21 protein-coding genes are annotated in these 18,848 nt (G+C 30.7%); 8 read left to right on the top strand and 13 right to left on the bottom strand.

What is annotated here, in order from left to right:
• Positions 1 to 260: 260 nt before the first annotated feature.
• The 6 genes from Q0910_RS00870 to Q0910_RS00895 all read right to left on the bottom strand — a co-directional run bounded on the left by Q0910_RS00870 (position 261) and on the right by Q0910_RS00895 (position 5,428).
• Positions 261 to 788, bottom strand: a complete 528-nt coding sequence (locus Q0910_RS00870; protein WP_299211258.1) for a hypothetical protein — start codon at positions 786 to 788, stop codon at positions 261 to 263.
• 184 nt (positions 789 to 972) lie between these two features.
• Complete coding sequence (locus tag Q0910_RS00875) at positions 973 to 2,331, bottom strand: S41 family peptidase (protein WP_299211261.1); 1,359 nt, start codon at positions 2,329 to 2,331, stop codon at positions 973 to 975.
• Between the two features lie 72 nt (positions 2,332 to 2,403).
• Positions 2,404 to 3,198 carry an AraC family transcriptional regulator gene (locus Q0910_RS00880; protein ID WP_299211264.1) on the bottom strand — a complete coding sequence of 265 codons (795 nt, stop codon included), beginning with the start codon at positions 3,196 to 3,198 and terminating at the stop codon, positions 2,404 to 2,406.
• A 172-nt stretch (positions 3,199 to 3,370) separates the two neighbouring features.
• Positions 3,371 to 3,988 carry a hypothetical protein gene (locus Q0910_RS00885; RefSeq protein WP_299211267.1) on the bottom strand — a complete coding sequence of 206 codons (618 nt, stop codon included), beginning with the start codon at positions 3,986 to 3,988 and terminating at the stop codon, positions 3,371 to 3,373.
• Positions 3,989 to 4,001: 13 nt separating this feature from the next.
• Entirely contained in the window at positions 4,002 to 4,346 is a 345-nt protein-coding gene (locus tag Q0910_RS00890; RefSeq protein WP_299211270.1) for a 5-carboxymethyl-2-hydroxymuconate Delta-isomerase, read from the bottom strand.
• Positions 4,347 to 4,456: 110 nt separating this feature from the next.
• Positions 4,457 to 5,428, bottom strand: coding sequence for a nitronate monooxygenase family protein (locus Q0910_RS00895; protein WP_299211273.1), 972 nt, complete (start codon positions 5,426 to 5,428; stop codon positions 4,457 to 4,459).
• Positions 5,429 to 6,261: 833 nt separating this feature from the next.
• Here Q0910_RS00895 and Q0910_RS00900 point away from each other — a divergent pair.
• From Q0910_RS00900 to Q0910_RS00935, 8 genes are read left to right on the top strand one after another with little or no spacing between them, the layout of a single operon-like run.
• Entirely contained in the window at positions 6,262 to 7,098 is an 837-nt protein-coding gene (locus Q0910_RS00900; RefSeq protein ID WP_299211276.1) for a phytoene/squalene synthase family protein, read from the top strand.
• A gap of 20 nt (positions 7,099 to 7,118) precedes the next feature.
• Entirely contained in the window at positions 7,119 to 7,817 is a 699-nt protein-coding gene (locus Q0910_RS00905; protein ID WP_299211279.1) for a lycopene cyclase domain-containing protein, read from the top strand.
• Positions 7,814 to 7,981 carry a hypothetical protein gene (locus Q0910_RS00910; protein ID WP_299211282.1) on the top strand — a complete coding sequence of 56 codons (168 nt, stop codon included), beginning with the start codon at positions 7,814 to 7,816 and terminating at the stop codon, positions 7,979 to 7,981. The genes Q0910_RS00905 and Q0910_RS00910 overlap by 4 nt, the downstream gene beginning before the upstream one ends.
• Positions 7,982 to 8,641 (top strand): carotenoid biosynthesis protein, encoded by a 660-nt coding sequence (locus Q0910_RS00915; protein WP_299211284.1) that lies wholly within the window; start codon positions 7,982 to 7,984, stop codon positions 8,639 to 8,641.
• A complete protein-coding gene (locus Q0910_RS00920; RefSeq protein ID WP_299211287.1) occupies positions 8,638 to 9,258 on the top strand; it encodes a 1-acyl-sn-glycerol-3-phosphate acyltransferase in 621 nt (206 codons plus the stop codon). Before Q0910_RS00915 ends, Q0910_RS00920 begins: the two co-directional genes overlap by 4 nt.
• Complete coding sequence (locus tag Q0910_RS00925) at positions 9,255 to 10,358, top strand: glycosyltransferase (RefSeq protein WP_299211290.1); 1,104 nt, start codon at positions 9,255 to 9,257, stop codon at positions 10,356 to 10,358. The genes Q0910_RS00920 and Q0910_RS00925 overlap by 4 nt, the downstream gene beginning before the upstream one ends.
• A complete protein-coding gene (locus Q0910_RS00930) occupies positions 10,325 to 11,083 on the top strand; it encodes a hypothetical protein (protein WP_299211293.1) in 759 nt (252 codons plus the stop codon). Before Q0910_RS00925 ends, Q0910_RS00930 begins: the two co-directional genes overlap by 34 nt.
• 28 nt (positions 11,084 to 11,111) lie before the next feature.
• Complete coding sequence (locus tag Q0910_RS00935) at positions 11,112 to 12,212, top strand: DUF4056 domain-containing protein (RefSeq protein WP_299211296.1); 1,101 nt, start codon at positions 11,112 to 11,114, stop codon at positions 12,210 to 12,212.
• 233 nt (positions 12,213 to 12,445) lie between these two features.
• On the opposite strand, the gene Q0910_RS00940 is transcribed toward Q0910_RS00935, so the two are convergent.
• From Q0910_RS00940 to Q0910_RS00970, 7 genes are all read right to left on the bottom strand, one after another.
• Complete coding sequence (locus Q0910_RS00940; protein ID WP_299211299.1) at positions 12,446 to 12,847, bottom strand: ACT domain-containing protein; 402 nt, start codon at positions 12,845 to 12,847, stop codon at positions 12,446 to 12,448.
• Between the two features lie 212 nt (positions 12,848 to 13,059).
• A complete protein-coding gene (locus tag Q0910_RS00945; RefSeq protein WP_299211302.1) occupies positions 13,060 to 13,908 on the bottom strand; it encodes a GNAT family N-acetyltransferase in 849 nt (282 codons plus the stop codon).
• A 332-nt stretch (positions 13,909 to 14,240) separates the two neighbouring features.
• Entirely contained in the window at positions 14,241 to 14,774 is a 534-nt protein-coding gene (locus tag Q0910_RS00950) for a hypothetical protein (protein WP_299211305.1), read from the bottom strand.
• A gap of 142 nt (positions 14,775 to 14,916) precedes the next feature.
• Positions 14,917 to 15,330, bottom strand: coding sequence for a VOC family protein (locus Q0910_RS00955; RefSeq protein WP_299211308.1), 414 nt, complete (start codon positions 15,328 to 15,330; stop codon positions 14,917 to 14,919).
• A gap of 273 nt (positions 15,331 to 15,603) precedes the next feature.
• Positions 15,604 to 16,425, bottom strand: coding sequence for a carboxypeptidase-like regulatory domain-containing protein (locus Q0910_RS00960; RefSeq protein WP_299211311.1), 822 nt, complete (start codon positions 16,423 to 16,425; stop codon positions 15,604 to 15,606).
• A gap of 344 nt (positions 16,426 to 16,769) precedes the next feature.
• Positions 16,770 to 17,882 (bottom strand): hypothetical protein, encoded by a 1,113-nt coding sequence (locus Q0910_RS00965; protein WP_299211314.1) that lies wholly within the window; start codon positions 17,880 to 17,882, stop codon positions 16,770 to 16,772.
• 239 nt (positions 17,883 to 18,121) lie between these two features.
• Positions 18,122 to 18,655: a hypothetical protein gene (locus Q0910_RS00970; protein WP_299211318.1), complete on the bottom strand. Its 534-nt coding sequence runs from the start codon at positions 18,653 to 18,655 to the stop codon at positions 18,122 to 18,124.
• Positions 18,656 to 18,848 lie beyond the last annotated feature (193 nt).

Genomic DNA, 18,848 nt, shown 5'->3' on the forward strand with positions numbered 1-18,848 from the left:
TATGTTTAGTTCTTTCATGTTTAATAATAGCTTTGTTATATTACAGAAGAACACTTTACCCGACAGTCATATTGAATCTGAATCGCGACTATAACTTCCAGTGAATTATATTCAATATTGAGTGTTTTTTACTCGAAATTGAATGTTTTTCATTCAATTTCGAATGTTTTTTACTCAACATCGAGTATTTTTTATTCAAGTGCAAGTGAATTATATTCTTAAAAAAGCAAAAAAGACTCTGTAAAGAATCTTTTTTGTTACTATTGTTGAATTTTTTCTATTTCAATTAATCTCTTAGAATACATTTCTATAATCGCATTTTCGTCCCATTCTTCATTTTCTGTTTTTCCGTGTCCAAGAGACATGGTAGTAATTACCTTATTATTTTGGATATAGAAATCACAATTCCATCTCATTTGTTCGAAACTATTGATAGGATTATAATTTTGAGTTTCTCTTGCATAGAGGAGTTTTCCCTTCTTTTCGAAATAAATTTCCTGAAAATAAGTAGCTTCAGCATGAGATTCTACCTGAATAATTCTATTCCCATTTTTTAATTTGCAAATCTTCCAAAACTCAGTTTTCCCATTAAAATTAGTAACACCATTTTTACTATAGAATGAGCAATCACTGTAGTTTTTGATAAACTCGGAATGAATAGAATCTCTCAATTTTTGTTCAGCTTCTTGTTGATTTTGAGCAAAACCTTGAATGATTGAGCATAATATCATGTATATCGTTAATCGCAGGGTGATCATAGTAGATTTTTGCCATATCGGTTTATTCATAAGGTCTAAAAATTAGTGGTTTGTTACATATCTTTAGATTAACTTATATTTTGGGTAAATATTCTTTTGGAATCAGATTTTTCTCGGTTTCTTAGGGCAGTATATATTTATTATCCACCTGCTTTTCCCGTCATTAAGTAATTAGATGAGAACCTAAATTTCATAAGGTGCTTTTTTAAGTTCATTAGTCATTTAAAACTTTGGTGAGTTCCATAGGAGAATCAATACCTATAAGTTGGACAACATCTCCTTTATTATCTAATACAAATTGAATACGTTCTTTGATATCACCGACTTTAAAGGTGTGATTTTCTAATAGGGTTAATTCCATTTTACCTCCTTTTGCTCTCATCTGGCCATATAAAATATTATTTTCTAAGGAGATTGTGATGTGTATACTTCCTCCCTTATAGATTCCTAGGTATTTGGAATGCATTTCTTGATCTATTGCGGTGTTATTTTTGGGAATAGAAATGAAATCAATCAAATGGTCATAATTAGAAGGGTGTATGTTTCTTGTGTTGTTTTCTTTAGCATATTCCAAAGCTAGTTTATACCCTACAGAAAAAGCTTGAGTACCTGTAGTTGATATATGTGGGATAACTCCTGTTTTTTCGAAACTTGTTTTGGTTATAGCATTAATGGTTTCTTCACTAGATACTTGTATCGTAAATCGATCATTAATCTCATGAATTGAAGCACCATTTCCTGCACCGGCAGTTGTTTTACCAATAATTGTGGCTCTACCCATATGTTTAAGCATGTAGGCGAATGATTCTGCGGCAGATCCGGTATTGGCATTGACCAGTACATATAATTTGATGTTGGGTAATTTGGTTCCCAATACATTCGGATCTGTAGAAACCCCGTATGTATGATTGTGTAATGTGCATCTATAGTCAGAAAGATGGATTGGATCTTTACTATCAACAAAATAACTGATATAGTATGCAACCATATCTTCGAAACCGCCACCGTTATTTCTTACATCTACAATAAGCGCATCGGTGTTTTTTAAGGATTCGATAGCACTTGTTATTACAGGTTTAATGTTTTCCAAGAATTGGTGTCGTGTAAAGTGTTTAATTTTTAGATACCCTATATTTCCGTCTAATACTTTGATTTTATTTAACCCATAATTCGTCCAAAGTCCAGATTTATTTACTTGTATGGATGGAGTATTAGCTGTAGAAATTTCTCTTGGAGATTTATAAACCATACTCATATGCAGATCTCCATTAATAGCTCTCAGATCTTCTTTAAGTGAATCGGATAATACTTGTGGATTTTTGATATCAGCGTAGTGACCTTTTTTATGTTTAGTGCGAATGTGATTTACAATCTGTCTCCCTGTTTCTGGTTCTATATAATACCGCTGCACTATATCCGAAATAGAATCTATAAGAGTGTTTAGTTCTTTAGCATCTACAGATTTTATATTGTTTTGTTGCGCGGATGCTCCAATTGGTGCCAGATGAATGGTTATAACTAACAGTAATATAAGTAAGAGTTTGATCGTTTTGTTCTTAGATTTGATGTTCATAATGTTTGTTTTTTGATGCTATAAAAGTAGTGGTACTGGAGCATCAAAAATAGAATGGAATTAGCCTGTTTCTTAAAACTTTCTGTAATCCTTCGGCAAGAAGCCTGTAAGTTGTTTGAAGTTTCTAATAAAATGACTTTGGTCTGTAAAACCACAATGAAATGCAATTTCAGAAAGAGATAGTTGTGTGTTTTTGATTAGATCAATGCTTTTTTCGATTTTTAGCTTTCGTCGATATTCTCCTAAATTACAATGAAAGTATTTTCGAAAGTTTTTTGAAATGGTTACAGGATGTGCACCTACTTGTATTGCGATTTCTTGTAGCGATATTGTCTCATTCCAATTATCATTTAATAATTGGCTAAGTAGTATTACCCATCTGGGTTGCTGGGTATACGTTTTTTGTTTTTGATGTGATACTAGCTCAAGTAATAATGTCTGAAGATTTATATGATTATGATTATCTTGAACAAGTAGTTCGTTTTGAATTTTTAATATTAAAGCTTTTGCATTTATATTAGATAGAATAGCATTTTTAATAGTAGGTTCAGTTAAATTATATTTTTGAAGAAAACTCTGTTCAATTTCTATATTGGCACTTTTTGAAACTGGTAGGGGAGAGATCCATCTATGTTTCTCTTCTGAATGATAAAAAAAAATACTTCCTTCTTTTTTACTGTAAGAGGTTTGATGCCTGGTTTCCGCTTTTCCTCCTTCGAATACAAAACAAATATGAAGATTCTCGTGATAATGCCAATCAGGATTATTTTTGTTTACAGCATAGAGTGTATTTGTAATAGTACTTCCTTCTATATGAGCACTATGTATAATGTCTCCTGTGTATTCTCCCTTATGTAAGGCTATCATATTTTGTGTTTAGCGTATAGATCTTTTAATGTATTTATTTGATTATTCTAAAATATGGAAAACAATTGAAAAACTAACTTTTGTTTCCAAGGAGTTTCGGATTGAAAGAAGCTAAGATTTAAATGTAGAATTTCTATTACTTACATTATAAATAAATGGCGATGATAATTATTTATTTGTTATTACGTAACATTTTTATATTGGTTTCTACTTTTTGTATATTTTCCAATAATTGTTTTTCATTAATAAGCAAGTCACCGGTCATTAGTCTGATAGAACCAAAAACATCAATAATTTTTGTTGATGAATTAATATTTATCATTCTATTGAGTATCGAAGTTCCAAATTCGGTATATTTTTTTTGCTGATTATAAATTTTTGAAATATCGTGTATAAATTCGATTTGATATTCTTGTATGATACCACTAATTTTAGCTCCTTCAAAAGCCGTATCCTCTAAATTAGCTAATCTAACTCCATTCCAACCTTTTATTTGATTGTGTTTAAACTTTTTATTGCCCCAATAAGCTTCATATACATCTGTCCCACTTAAAGTTGGAACAATACTATCCATTTTTGTTTTTATTAATTGATGATAACTGATAGATTTTTGAAGACTATTTTTATTGTCATTCAATTCCTCGAGAATATAGTTCACGGATTTTTCTCTTTCTTGTTTCGTTTTCTTCTTACTTTCTTGTTCACTAACATAGATCCCTAGAAAAACTCCGAAGGCTACAATTAAAAATTCCAGTAAATACTTCAATACACTTTTAGTAGTTTTTTTCATGTTATAGTGCTTTTTATACCATTGATTTATTGCAATACGTTGCTTTTTCAAAATCCCTAATGTTAATTGAAATGATTTGAACGGTAGGAAACATTAATTTTAATTCAATAATAATTTTTTCAGAAAGGTTCTTTTTTTGAGCTGAGGTTCGTCCTTCCATAATATTAGCAAAAATGTGAATAAAATCATCTTTAGTATTTCCAATAGTATAAAATTCAAAAGGATTAATTCTTACTTTGATGTCTCCTTTGTCGAAAAGGTCAGTTGACTCTGCTGTATCATACACTTTCTGAATAATGTTTTTCGGTGATTCTATTTTTATGATATTCTCAGAGCAATCAATTACGAAATGTGGCATATTATTTTTTTTTATTCTAGTTTTATCAGTTCATTATAATATTTCGAAAGCTGCCCTAATTCACCTTTAAGAATTAATGCCTTCTTGTTGTATGCTTTGTTTTATTTAATCTAAAGTAAGCCATTCAATCGTTTGGTAATTAAGTTGTACGTTTCTTCCATTATACGGTCAATTAATTCTTTGCAGGTTGGTATATCCTGAATCAGCCCTACTACCATCCCACATGACCATGCTCCAACCTCCATATCTCCTTCCATCATTATTTTAGGATATACGCCTGCCACTTCCTCGATGATATCCTCAAACTTGATATTCTTTCCTAACTTTTTTTCCTTTTCTAACAATCGTTGTACTGCGGCATTATTCATTACGCGTTCCGTATTTCTTAGCGGGCGCATTACCAGACGCGTATCCAGTTCAGTGGCGTCCAGAATGGCTTGTTTTACATTTTCATGGATAGGAGCTTCTTTGGTGGCCATAAAACGGGTTCCCATATTTATACCTTCAGCACCCATAGCCAAAGAAGCTACTAAAGAGCGAGCATCTGCCATTCCACCAGAAGCTAAAAATGGAATCTCAAGTTCTTCTTGGGCGCGCGGTAGCAAGATCATATTCGGAATGTCATCTTCACCCGGATGGCCACCACACTCGAAACCATCAACTGATACAGCATCGCAACCGATAGACTGAGCTTTTAAGGCATGTCTTACAGAAGTACATTTGTGAATCACTTTAATTCCTGCGTCTTTTAGATATGGTAGTACCTCTTGTGGGTTTCGTCCTGCTGTTTCTACAACGGTTACACCACCTTCAATAATAGCTTTTACATAACCTGGATAATCTGGAGCGTTAACTGTAGGTAAAAAAGTGAGATTTACTGCAAAAGGTTTATCGGTAAGGTTCTTACATTTTGCAATTTCGTTTGCTAAATCAGCTGGAGTTTTTTGGGTTAATCCCGTAATTGTTCCAATACCACCAGCATTAGAAACAGCAGCAGCCAATTCGGCAAAGCCAACATAGTGCATTCCTCCTTGCATGATAGGATGCTCAATACCAAACAGTTCAGTTATCTTAGTTTTCATTATATTACTTTTTAATAGTCAAGTTCAATTTATTATTTTTCTTGTCAGAAACCTTTAGTTCAATGATTATTTTAAGATTATTTTTTCTTCGTCCAATGCTTATAAGTTTTCGTTGCTCCTAGGGAAATTAACATTTCTCGTTTTTCTTAGGAATTAATTGGATGCACCTAAAATAAAGATATTGGTAGATGATTTCCATCTGATAATATAACAATTTCCTACATCATTTGTTATTCTTTTTGGCGACGAGAAATAATACTCAACAATAAAGTTATAAGTATTAATGATTTAAGTTCTTTCGTTAGTAAGTTTTATTTTTCTCTTTATACAAAATCAAATGATTTGGAGACTTTGCAAATAAACATAAGTCTTTGGATTAGACATAGCTGTCCTATTTGCTATATATAATGTCATCGGCTTTTTTTTGGAACTCAGGATATTCTCCACAAGCTTTTCAGGATATTGATCTCTGAGATCGTCTATGGTAATTTGATAACATTTATTATCCTAGTGAGTAATATTTTTTATAATAAGTACTTCTAATATTTAATTGTTAAACTCTAAAGATAACCAAACCAAACTCATAGAGGTTTATAGGATAGTGTAATTGCTTATTTAAAAAGTAGGCGAGTTTGAAAAAGATGATTACTTTTGCAGACGATATTAAGTTGTCAAAATATAAAGTAAGAAGAATTAAATAGTTTTAATGCGTAACTAGCTCTTCGGACATATACCTCTTATAGAGGAGAATAGACTGAAGTAATACTTTTAAGTATTAATGATTATGATATTATATCATCATAATTGCATTAAAAAAATTTAAAAAGCAGTAAATGAAGGAATTATTTGATGATGTATCATTTAAGTGTAGTAAAATTGTTACACAGAATTACAGTACTTCATTTTCAATGGGTATTAAACTGTTTGATAAATCAATAAGAGATAGCATCTATAGTATTTATGGTTTTGTGCGTTTTGCAGATGAAATTGTAGATACTTTTCACGATTACGATAAAGCCGCTTTGTTTTCTAACTTTGAAGAAGATTACTACCGAGCTTATAATCAGGGTATAAGTCTTAATCCTATACTAAATTCGTTCCAAATAACTGTTCGTAAATACAATATTGATGATGAACTAATACAAGCTTTCTTAAAAAGCATGCACAGTGATTTATCAAAGAAAGAGTTCGATGATGATGAGATTAAAGCGTACATATATGGATCGGCTGATGTAGTTGGGCTAATGTGTCTTAAGGTTTTTGTTAATGGTGATGAAGAACGTTATCAGGCTTTAAAACCTGCTGCAATGCGTTTAGGTTCTGCTTTTCAGAAAGTGAATTTCTTACGCGATATCAATGATGATATCAATGAGTTACATCGCATCTACTTTCCAATCTTAAGGGATAACAAACTAACTGAAGCTATCAAGAAAAAAATCATTATTGATATTAATGAAGATTTTAGAGTTGCTTTAGAGGGAATCAAAGAACTGCCTGATAATTCAAAAAAAGGAGTGTATGCAGCTTATCTTTATTATACTAAACTTACGACTAAGATAGCGAGTACTCCCGTAGAGAAATTACTTAATGAGCGAATTCGAATTCCTAATAGAGTTAAGATATGGTCATTAGGCTCTATTTATATCAGTAAGAAACTTAAACTGGCATAGAGCATAATAAATCACGAACTATGTCACTTTATTTAATTATACTTGTTATATCACTTGCTGGGCCGCTTGCTTTGAGTTTCGAGAAAAACCTTAAGCTCTATAAGCGTTGGAAATACCTACTTCCTGCAATTTTAATAACGATGATTATTTTTGTGACATGGGATATTATCTTCACCCATATTGGATGTTGGTTTTTCAACCCAATTTATAATTCTGGCATTTATATAAATAAGCTTCCTTTAGAAGAATATTTCTTTTTCATTGCCATTCCATATGCTTGTGCGTTCTCATTTTATGCAATTCAATTTCATTTTCCAAAATTCAAGTTAAATGAAAAATGGACAAAAGTTTTAACTTTTCTAATTGTAATAGCATCAGTTATAGTTTCATTGTTACATCAAGATCTGACGTATACTTTTGTTAATTTCCTTGTTTTGCCTGCGGTACTTTTGCTAAGTTATTATTTTAGCAGAGAAGTAGTACAGCACTATTTAGCAATATATCCGATTTTACTTATTCCATTTTTTATTATAAACGGAATCTTAACAGGTACAGGAATTGAACAAGCTGTTTTTGATTACAACCCTCAAGTAATATTGGGAATTCATATTTTTTCAATTCCGCTTGAAGATATGTTTTACAATTTTTCATTGCTTTTATCACCTTTGGCGTTAACTCATATTTTTGAAAAGAGGTCTAAAAAAACTAAAAAGGTATGAAGATTGTAATGATTGATTCCAGAATTGATGGCTTGGTTGCTGCTTGCGGATTCGTAGCCAAGGAAGATAAAGTAATTATGTTTGAAAAAAATGCATCTCATGGTGGAATACCGCTTTGTTTAGTTAATGCTAAAATTGTTGCTAATGAAATACCTGCATTGTAGATGAACCGGATAGTTAAATACATTGTTAATGAAGGGCTCCCAATAACTTTTATAGTTTTTTACTGTGTGGGGTTGACTTTATATTTCACACCTTTCACTCACAATTTATTTATAATAATTACACCTTTCACCCTGGTTTTAGTTTCCGTAGCTGTTTTTTCACATCATAAAGAGTGGAATATAAAAACGATTACTGTTTTAGCAAGTATTTTTATACTAAGTATTGTAATCGAAATTATTGGCGTAGCAACCGGTAAATTATTCGGAGTGTATGAATACGGTAGAGGACTTGGTGTTAAAATAGCTGATGTACCTATTATCATTGGTCTTAATTGGGTTTTCTTAACGTATGCTTCTAACAGTATTATCTCTAAATATACATCTAAAAATATTCTGATTATTGTAGGTGCAGCGTCACTGATGGTACTATATGATATCTTACTTGAAAAAGCTGCACCCTTAATGGACATGTGGGTGTTTTCAAAAAACGACCCGCCTATAAATAACTATCTGGCTTGGTTTTTATTAGCTTTAATCTTTAATTGGGTTATTCAGATGTTTAGGGTGAATACGAACAATAGACCTGCACGTTGGTTGTTTTTTGTTCAGTTCGTTTTTTTTATAATTTTAGTTATTCACAATATTTATATTAAAAAATGATAAGAGCCAATCATAGTAAATTGTGGGTAAAGTTTTCTAAGTATTATACAAAAATACTAATAGGCTTTTTTTTTAGTAGTATTAAGTATATAGGTGAATACGAAGAAAAAGGACTGCCTATTCTTATGATCAGTAATCATTTTTCGTTTTATGATGGTTTTATTCAAATCTTATTAAACTTCAAAATTTTTAAACGAAGATTTAATTTCATGATGTTGGAAAAGGAGTTGAGTAAAAACATGTTACTAACCAAAATTGGCGCTAGTTCAATCAACAAAGGTAAGCGATCAAGTATAGCGAGCCTTGATTATGCCGTTGAAATGTTACAGGATAAAAAGAACCTATTTTTGTTTTTTCCGCAAGGGAGAATTAAGAGCATATATATACGAGAGTTTACTTTTGAAAAAGGCTTACTTTCCCATATTTTGGAGAACACAAAGAATGATTTCCAATTAGTTTATAATATTAACCTTATTAACTATGGAACTAAACTTAGACCTGATATGTTTGTATATTACGAGACACATACTATAAGTACGAATACAAATGCTGAAGATGTAGAACGAGAATTTAATCGTTTTGCGAAATCGTGTTTTACAAAACAAGGCGTAAGATGATTTATTTCTGTTATTTTCTAATAATCCTGCTTATTATCAGATTGCTTGTAGCATTTGTTAATTATCTGTCGTTTGCTTATTTACCAAAAGTAACTTCATTAACATCGGTGCCTCGTGTTTCAATTTTAATACCGGCTCGTAATGAGGAAGATAATATCGGAACTTTATTGGAGCAATTATCAACGTTTGAATACAGTATGCTTGAAATCATTGTCTATAATGATCACTCAACAGACAAAACGGAAAATATTATCAAGCATTGGACATCACTTAAACCTAATATTAAACTATTAAATGGAGACGGACTTCCACAAGGTTGGTTAGGTAAGAATCATGCCTGCCATCAATTAGCACAAGCAGCTACTGGGGATTTATTACTCTTTTTAGATGCAGATGTAAGTGTAAAAAAAGACGTAATCAAACGTAGTGTTAGCTATCTTCAGAAACACGAACTTCACTTGTTGTCGATATTTCCAAAGCAAATAGTAAAGTCTTTCGGAGAAAAAGTTTCGGTACCCTTAATGAACTGGGTTTTGTTGAGTATACTTCCAATTTATCTAATTCGAAAGTCAAAAAACAAAATTTTTTCAGCTGCAAATGGGCAATTCATGATGTTTAAAGCGACTACTTATAAGGCAATATGGCCTCACGAAAAATATAAGTCTCATAAAGTAGAAGATATTGCTATTATAAGATTATTTAAACAAAAAGGGCTTGCCAGTGATACGCGCTTAGGAGATAATGATATTTCTTGCCGAATGTATGTAGGGCTAGATGATGCTATTGAAGGATTTATCAAGAACATATTTCAATTTTTTGGGAATAGTATTTTAGTAACTATTTCCTTTGCAATTTTAACAACCATTGCTCCATTTGTAGTGTATGCACATATGGGTTTGTGGTGGTTAACTGCATATCTCACTGGCATTGTCTGCATTCGATTTTTTGTAATGTTGGCGAGTCAACAATCAATTGTTCAAAACCTATTTTTAGTCCTGCCACAGCACATTGTATTTCTTTTAATAATAATTAAAGGACTCATAAATAATAAACAGAAGAAACTAATATGGAAAGACCGAAATATATTACAAGATTTGTAATTGCAATTAGCGTTTTGTTGCTTTCAATACAATTGGGCTTTTCTCAAAGTCCTTACCGTGACCCAATTTACAAAGCGTATTCGAGAGGTAAAATGGATGTGTGGTATGAATTAATGCATACCTGCGAAAAAAATGTAAACTCGAATAGTAGTTTTGATGAACAATTAGAACTTATTAGTTATTACTATGGTTATACAGCTTGGTTAATTGGTGCAGAAAAAGACGATACTGCTGAAGAATATATAGATAAATCGGAAAAAATTATAGATAAATTATTAGAAGAATCTCCCGAAAATCCAACTTTACTAGCATATAAGGGAGCATATATTGCGTTTACGATTGGTATTTCAAATTTTAAAGCGATTTACTTAGGTAGGAAAAGCATGAAATACATTGACAAATCTATCGAACTAGATCCAGAGAATATTCAGGGCAATATAGAAAAAGGAAACTCCATGTATTACCGACCATCTGCTTTTGGAGGAGATAAAGCAGCGGCAATCGAATATTATGTAAAGGCAGTTAAAAGTTTTGAAAAACAGGGATTGGTTGTTAATAATTGGATGTATATCAATACAATGACTGCTTTGGGACAAGCATATGAAGCTACCGATCAAATACAACGAGCTAAATTATGTTATGAAAAAATTATGCGCATATTTCCCAACTTTATGTGGGTTGAGGATGAACTATATCCGGATATGATAAAGCGTAATAACCTGTAATATTTTATTATCTAGCATATCTAGTATTATGAAATTTATCATTTATAAAATAACATTGGATAGTATAAAATTCTTTATCCTACTATGTTTTATTGTTACTCCTATAACGACGCACGCTCAAAATGAGAAGGAAGACATTTTTAATGCAGGAAAAACTCCTCCACGTATTATTCGAGCCTGTTGTGCTTTTGGTTATGATTTAAAAATATGGGGAGTGCCATTTGTTTCTATTGATCAGGTGATTAGTATTGATGAGTTGAATGAACATCATTATATGGGTAATAAAAGTGAAGGCACTGGAACGATTTATACGAATAAAGGAGGCTTTATTGATATTGGTCACTTACGAGATCAAATTGATTGGACACGTTATTTATACACCACAATTCTAAATAGTAGAGGAAAAGGCGAAGTAATTTTACCTTTACGTAAAGAAGCAGGACGTAAGACTTTATATTTAAATGTACCTGCACAGCTTAGTAATAATGACTGTATTCTATTAGCTGGAAAAATAACCTACGATCTGTCCCTATGGCATGAGATCTCTACTTGGTATGGCGCATCAACCATTCCTTTTATACCAGAAAAATTTTCTAGTTTCTCGGTTGAAGATGTATATTCAAACTTGCTTGGTATACACATAGGTATGAAAACTTTGCATTCAGAGCTTCCTTTTAATCAGGCAGCAACTAGGATTATCGAATCGACATTAGATAGTTTAGATGTTGTGAAAACGGCAAAAGAAACCTATGACGCATATGATGCTATTAATAATAAATGGTACACGAATAAAAAAAGAATCCCTAGTAAGAATATTACACTAAAGCGTGATCCTGATGTTCTTAATTCAAGTCGTCCTTGGATAGTTCCTAATCTGGTAAATAATATTGATGATCCAATTGTTTTAGAGGTTCCTCTTTTAAATAGCAAGGGTCAGTTACTTACTAATTTTTATAAATTTACCATTGATCTTAATTATAGGTTTCCCGTAGAAGAAATTTTTCCGGGTCGAGAAAGTAATCTTATCAACCAAGATGACTTTGGGATATTGCTGGATACAATTACCGATGAGTTACAAATCATGGAACAAAATATATTTGCAGAAAAGAAATTGAGTGCTCAGAAGTAAGTGTCTTCGTAAATCATTCCTGATTAAACACAGAACTGAGTTTTTATGTTTTGTTTGCACTTACTTACTAGCTGTTTTTCTTATTGTGTTAGTAGCTTCCATTTCTTAACGTTAATTCCCATAATTAATAGCCACAACATTAATAATAATTCAGAAATGTGAGTAATGATTAGTACAGGATTTGTCCATAGCGTTGCTTCTGTCCCTGGAAATAGACAACCTAATAACTAGTTTTATTCAGCATTGTTAGCTAATTTTTCTAAAACTTCAATCGCTTTTTTTGAATCTTTTGTGTCAACAAAAATATGGTCATGATAATATCCAGCAATAATATTACAGCTTATATTATTCTTAGCTAATTCTGCAGAAAATATTGCTGTTAAACCAACAGCGTCAAGTGATGAGTGAATCATTAACGTTATCCAAGAAGCAATATATTCATAATTCAAATTGATTTCGTCTGCTTTTTTCCTCTCAATAACTATAGTCGTTCCTTCTTTTTCTTTGAATTCACAAATAGTATCATTTCGATTAATCTTACTTATATCCTTTACAGTAGAAAACACATATTCTCCTATATTCAGTTTAGGAGTCATTCCTTTTAATAATTCAGAAATATTTGTTTCTCCAGCCATTTAATTTAGGTTTTTTCCAATTAACTACAGAGGTAGTTAGATTGAGTTAAAGTTAGCAAAAAGGCACGAACCTGTCGTAAATTGAGAGAATTAATCGCTAGAACATAGATGTTCTAGCGATTAATTATATGCGTCTTTGTGGTAGGTAATTAAAAAGTAAAAGCTTCAATTCTTTTAATCACCAGGCACATTTTTTAGAAGCCTTATTAGTATTAGTTTTTATTGAGTTGTAATTTCATTTCTAGCTGCTCCAGATTTTTTTCAAATCCTATTTTTTGTAAAAAAGCATCAACGGTTTTTGAGCTTTTATCTACATTAATAATTGAGAATGTTGGCCCATAATCCTCTGTTAATTTAGACATTAGCGTTGAAGCGATTCTTCGTTGTCTAAAGTTTTTATCTATCGCGATTTGTTGCAATCTTTTATTATTTGGATTGTAAATAATATATCCGACTAGCTGATTTTTAATATAAGCACCCAATGAAATATTAGTATTCTTTAATTGATCGACAATATTATTAGAGTTTTGCCAAGTAGGAGTGATATCCCAAAATGATTGTATTAAACTCCAGTCATAATCTTGTAATTTATAAATTTCTAAATTGTTGTTTAAGTTAGAAATAACTATTTCTCCTTTGTAGCAGTATAACTCTCTTTCAACTTTATAACCAGATTTTTTGTAAGACTTAATGGCTGGTGTATTCTTAGAAATGACCTCAAGGAATAATTTGTTAATTCCCTTTTCTTTTAAGACAGGTAAAATGAAATTATACATCTGTTTGGTTAATCCTAAACCTCTTTTCTTTGGGATAACTCCTGTCCCCCCGTTATATACTATTTTTTCATTATTGATTTTATCAAAACCATGTAATATAAAAGCAATTAGTTTTTTATGCTCAAAAACTCCAACTGATAAGTTAAGATGAACCTTATCGGTTAACATTTTTGAATTCAGTTGTTCTTCTGTTAATTGAAACGGAATAAAATAATCTGAAAACGATTCATTGAATACATTTAGAATGTCTTTTGTATCTATTCCTATTAAAGTATTAATCTCCATTTCGATTTTTAAATTACTACGAGTGTTCTGTATATAGTCCGTATCCCGAAGGGTGCATATGCAATATACAAATCTTACGTTTGAAATAGAATAAGTTTAATTTTCGATCAGAAAGAATGAAAATTGCGATACAAATAGAAGCTAGAGACTTCATTAACATAGGTATTCATTCCATCATAAATATTCGCATCATAAATTAAATCACCAACTTTATGATTATTATCCATTTTGTCCTTCAAGATCTATTAATTATTTATCTGTTATTTTTTATACATCTTAAGTTTGAAGTCTTGCTTTAAAGTCAAGTATAGTTGAGTTGGGTAACGTTTTTATTATTCATACAATTCATTAATTTTTATACTCTTTTTGTCTTTCAGATAATTGCTAACGAGTTTATTGTAGCAATTCAGATTTTTATAAACCATACATCCAAGGTGAAAATTTTCTATTCCGTATTTTTTTATGTTCTCCGATAAATTTCCCGAACCAACTAATCCGCTTGAAAAATACTTAACTTCATTATTCGTTAAATCAGTTTTGAATCGTTCGGTTATTTTTTTACAATCTAACTCATGGTATTCGGTTAATACTTTTTCAGTTCTTTTCATTCCAAAATAATCCATAGTAAGTTGGGTTGTGAGAGTTATAAATACAATTCCAATTCCAAGTGCAGTTAAAGTCAAAAATTTGCTTTTAATCTTTAAACTCTTTGGTAAGAAGAAGAATACAATGAGTAAAATAGCCAATACTATTGGAAAGTAAAACTCTTGATAAAAGAATTCATACATTTTGCTGTAACTGAAAACCCCCAATCCAATTCCAATTAGAGTTATAGTAAGAATTATGTTTTTCAGTTTTGTGTACATTTCTGGTCAAAATGTTGGGTAACGGTTTGTGTATAGTTAGTTGCGTGGTTCAACAACTAATTTAGCAAAAGGAAACCGAACGTAGAGAAAATCCGTAGCAATTAATTATACATGGTGTTGTGTGCTGTCTTTTTTATTTATGTTAATTCCAAGGATTATATGAACCAAAATTCCAAATATGGTCTTCAATATCCTTGCATGTATAGCCACGACCACCATATTCTTGATCCTTAATTTCTAAAAGTATTTTTGCACCTTTGGCAACAGCATTTTTATAATGTTCATCAATTTTTTCAACAATTATATAGGGTGCTTGAGTATTCATTCCGTTCAAACTGTTGGGCGCTTTTACCAATTTGCCGTATTCGTTATTGTTTTCGGAACTTAACATAATCATCGAATTTCTATATGTCAGTTGAGTATGTATAATTGTATTGTCTTCTCCTTGGACTACAAGGTGCTTTTCAAATCCGAATGCTGTACATAACCATTCGATGGCTGTTTTTGCATTTTTATATTGAATTGTCGGGATAATACATGCTTTATTTGCTGTCATGATTTTATGGATTGCTTGTCCTAAAGTTACTAAAAATGTTTGTTTTTTGACTGGATTGATTCAGGTAAGTTCGGTTTATCCAGCTGCATACAACGGCAAATATATGAATCGGAGCAAGGCAAGTAAGCCAGAACCAATTGATTTATCTGCGCTATTTTTGTTTCTTATTTAATTTATGAAAATTTAGCGTCATTGCAAAAAGGAAAAGACCTTTCGACCTAGTATTAAACTTTGCTCTGATTTTATATATAATGTTAACCACAGTGATTTTTGTCAATATTTTACCGTGTAATTAAATCCAATTCCCACCGTATTTGATTTTGTCCATTCTCCTTGGCTGGTATATCTGTAAGCCATGGTATTCCCTAATAGTCCCGCTGAAAAGAATACCTCTTCCTCAGGTTTTTGGTTTTCCAATAATTCTATTGTAGAATAGAAATCTTCTTCTACAACTATATCATATTTTTCAAGATCTAAGGTAAATTGTCCTTCTTTTACATTAATCGAGAATATTATATTTTCCTTGATTAATTTTTCGTTCGGTACTCCGTCTTTAATATTATAGAAATTAAGTCTAAAATTCACTTTTTTACTCGTGTTTGATATAACATTGGCGTGAAACTTTTTTATGTAGGTTGGGCTGTCTTTTATTTTGATTTTCACTCCAACTTCGTTACCAGCTACAGCGTTACGAAAAGCACCTCTCATTTTTTTAGATTTGGTTTTATTTCCAAGTGTTTTTTCTTTCAGTTTTTTGTTTGTAACAACAACTTCATTCAATTCCGTGATTTCTGGTAGAAGTTTTATTATTGGATTGGTTTTCAAAATTGCTACAAAATCCTTTACGAGCATTGATTTTGGTTGATAGCCGATTGAGGATAATTTTATTGTGTCGTTCATTGATTTCGATGATATTTCGAATTCAAATTTGCCTTTGTCCGTTGAGACGGTTCCTTTGTCTTTTTTTATAATTCCAATATTGACATATGGAATGGGTTTGTCCGTCCTCACATCTTTGATAATTCCTTCTGTTGATATTTGTGCGAAAAGTGAAATACTGAAAAGAAAAAGTATAATATTGGTTCCTAATTTCATTTTTTTAGTTTAATTATCAAACTAAAGACAATAGTTTTTAATAAGTGTTACAATCGATATCCTTCATTACAATGTTTTAATTTCGGCAAATTTCAAGTTTAGTTATTGAAATTTAGTCACTTTATTTCCGTTAGCATGAGGAATTAATAGGATTCTGATGTGAAGAATGTTTGCTAACGTTAAATATATGAATCGGAGCAAGGCAAACAAGCCTGAACCAATCGATTTATCTGCTCATTTTTATTTCTTATTTAATTTATAAAAATCCAGAGCCATTGCAAAAAGTAAATGACTTTTGATCTAGCGTTAAATTGCTCTGATTTTGTATATGTTGTTGTAAACAGTTATATTTTTTCTAATGAACAATTTGTGTTTTTATTAAGGATATAAATATAACTTGAATTAAAGTCATCTTTGAATGTTAATTCAATTTCCCAAGCAGAATTTTTAGCGTATTCGTGATTAATAGCATACTTTCCATTTCTACCTCTTGCAGCAAAAAGTTTTAATGGTAGACCAATTCCCCATTCGTGGTCTTCTTTTAAATTTTTTATTTCGATTAATTTAAGAGGTTTTCCTTTATTTATTATTTCAAATCCAGAGGCGGTACAATGAATTTTGATGTCAGGATCATTTAATAGTGAGTATTTGAAAGAATTATCGAAAACTAATCCATTCGAATTATCACTGAGTTGTTTTAATTGTTCATATGAGTTTGGAACAAACTTTTCGAAATGGTCTTTTGAAAACTTAAGAACTTTTAATTCTTTTTTGTTTTCCTCAAAAGTTTTATAAATAAAATAGGGTTGATCATAACGTTTTATTTTTTTTTCTTTACTATTCAAAACACCAATATGGATACTATCTCTAGTTGATCTAAGTACTTTCCCATAGCTAGTAGTGGAATAATCCCTGAGGTATAAATCAATATGCTTTTCTTTCAATACTTTAAAAGATATAAAATAATTTTCATCTAAATTATTTACCATTTTTATCTTTTCATCATAAGTTGATTCAAGCCTATTGGATATAGTTTGAGAATACTTATAATTATGCATTATAGGATTTAGTAAAAAATAGTTTAGTAGAAAAATTGCTAATGTAAGTGTAATAAATATTGGTCCAAAATACATATACCAAGGGCTTCTATCCTTTTTTATATATTTTTTTATCTTTTTAATGGAATTTTCTGTGGCATAATATAGTTTACCGTCTTTTTTTCGTAAAGTCCAATGTGTTTTGTTAGGAAAGATCGGTATGTATGCAATATGAAAGTATTGAACCCTTTTTTCTATTTTATTAGATTCTGTTTTTTTCGTAAATAGGAAACCAGAATTCCAAGGATCTAGTTGGTCATATTTAACTGAAGATTTCATAGCATCTTCGTCAGTAATTTCAAACTTTGAAAGAGGGTAAGCTTTTAATCTACAGGTTCTATATCCAATTATGGGAATCATATCTAGTTATTTTTAATTATATATAGAAAAATGTAGTCATACTCGTGAGTAATTGTGTACAACGTTTAATATACGTGTCGTAGCGGAGCAAAATGTTACCTTGCTTTCCGGTTTTTCTTGCGCATTGGTTGCTAACTTTTACTTTCTGCAAGCATTGCGCCTTACCAAATATACAAGAACTATTCGAATCATCACTTAACTGCTATGATCACATAGAATATAGTGTTGTGGTATCGTTTTCAGCGAATTCTATTTACTTTCAATTCTGTAAATACTTTTTGAGTTCCGTGAATTTTTTTTCCGTATTTAATATCAATATAATAGTCTATTTGATATTCATTCAGAACTTCATCTATTTTGTCTTTTTTACTTTTTGCAAGATCAAATTCTTGTTTGTATTCCCGTAGCATTTTATATGCAATTCCAAATGGCAAAAGTCCAATACCCATAATTGTGATATGGACATATTCAATAAACAAGCTGGGATCTCTATCATCTAAAACATATTTCCCTAATACGTAACCATAAATAATAAATGCAAGTCCTATTAAAATAAAAATTCCTGAATATAGATATGTTAAGTTTTTTCGTTTTTTAACCTTATCATATTGAATATTTACAGTTTTTAATTTATTTTCAAACTTTTCATTAAGTTCAATTTTAGAACAAGTTTTATTAAATTCAGGTTTTCGACAAGTCAATTTGCAAGTCGTACCTTCTTTTAAGCTTGTTTTTTGATTATCACATAAATTACAGTGTCTCGCTAAGTCCATTCAGTATTCAATTCTTTTGTAGTTTTTTTTTGAATTCTTAATCTTTTTTTTTAATTATTGCCAATTACTGCATAACAGCAATTACGTTTATTTTTATTTTATATACTTGATTATAACCGTTTACTCTTGTTTAATAAATCTATAGTAAACGTTTAATTCTACGGCTATTAATCCTTTTGTTGATAAATATAAA

It is taken from the genome of uncultured Aquimarina sp., assembly GCF_947495315.1.
GTDB lineage: Bacteria > Bacteroidota > Bacteroidia > Flavobacteriales > Flavobacteriaceae > Aquimarina.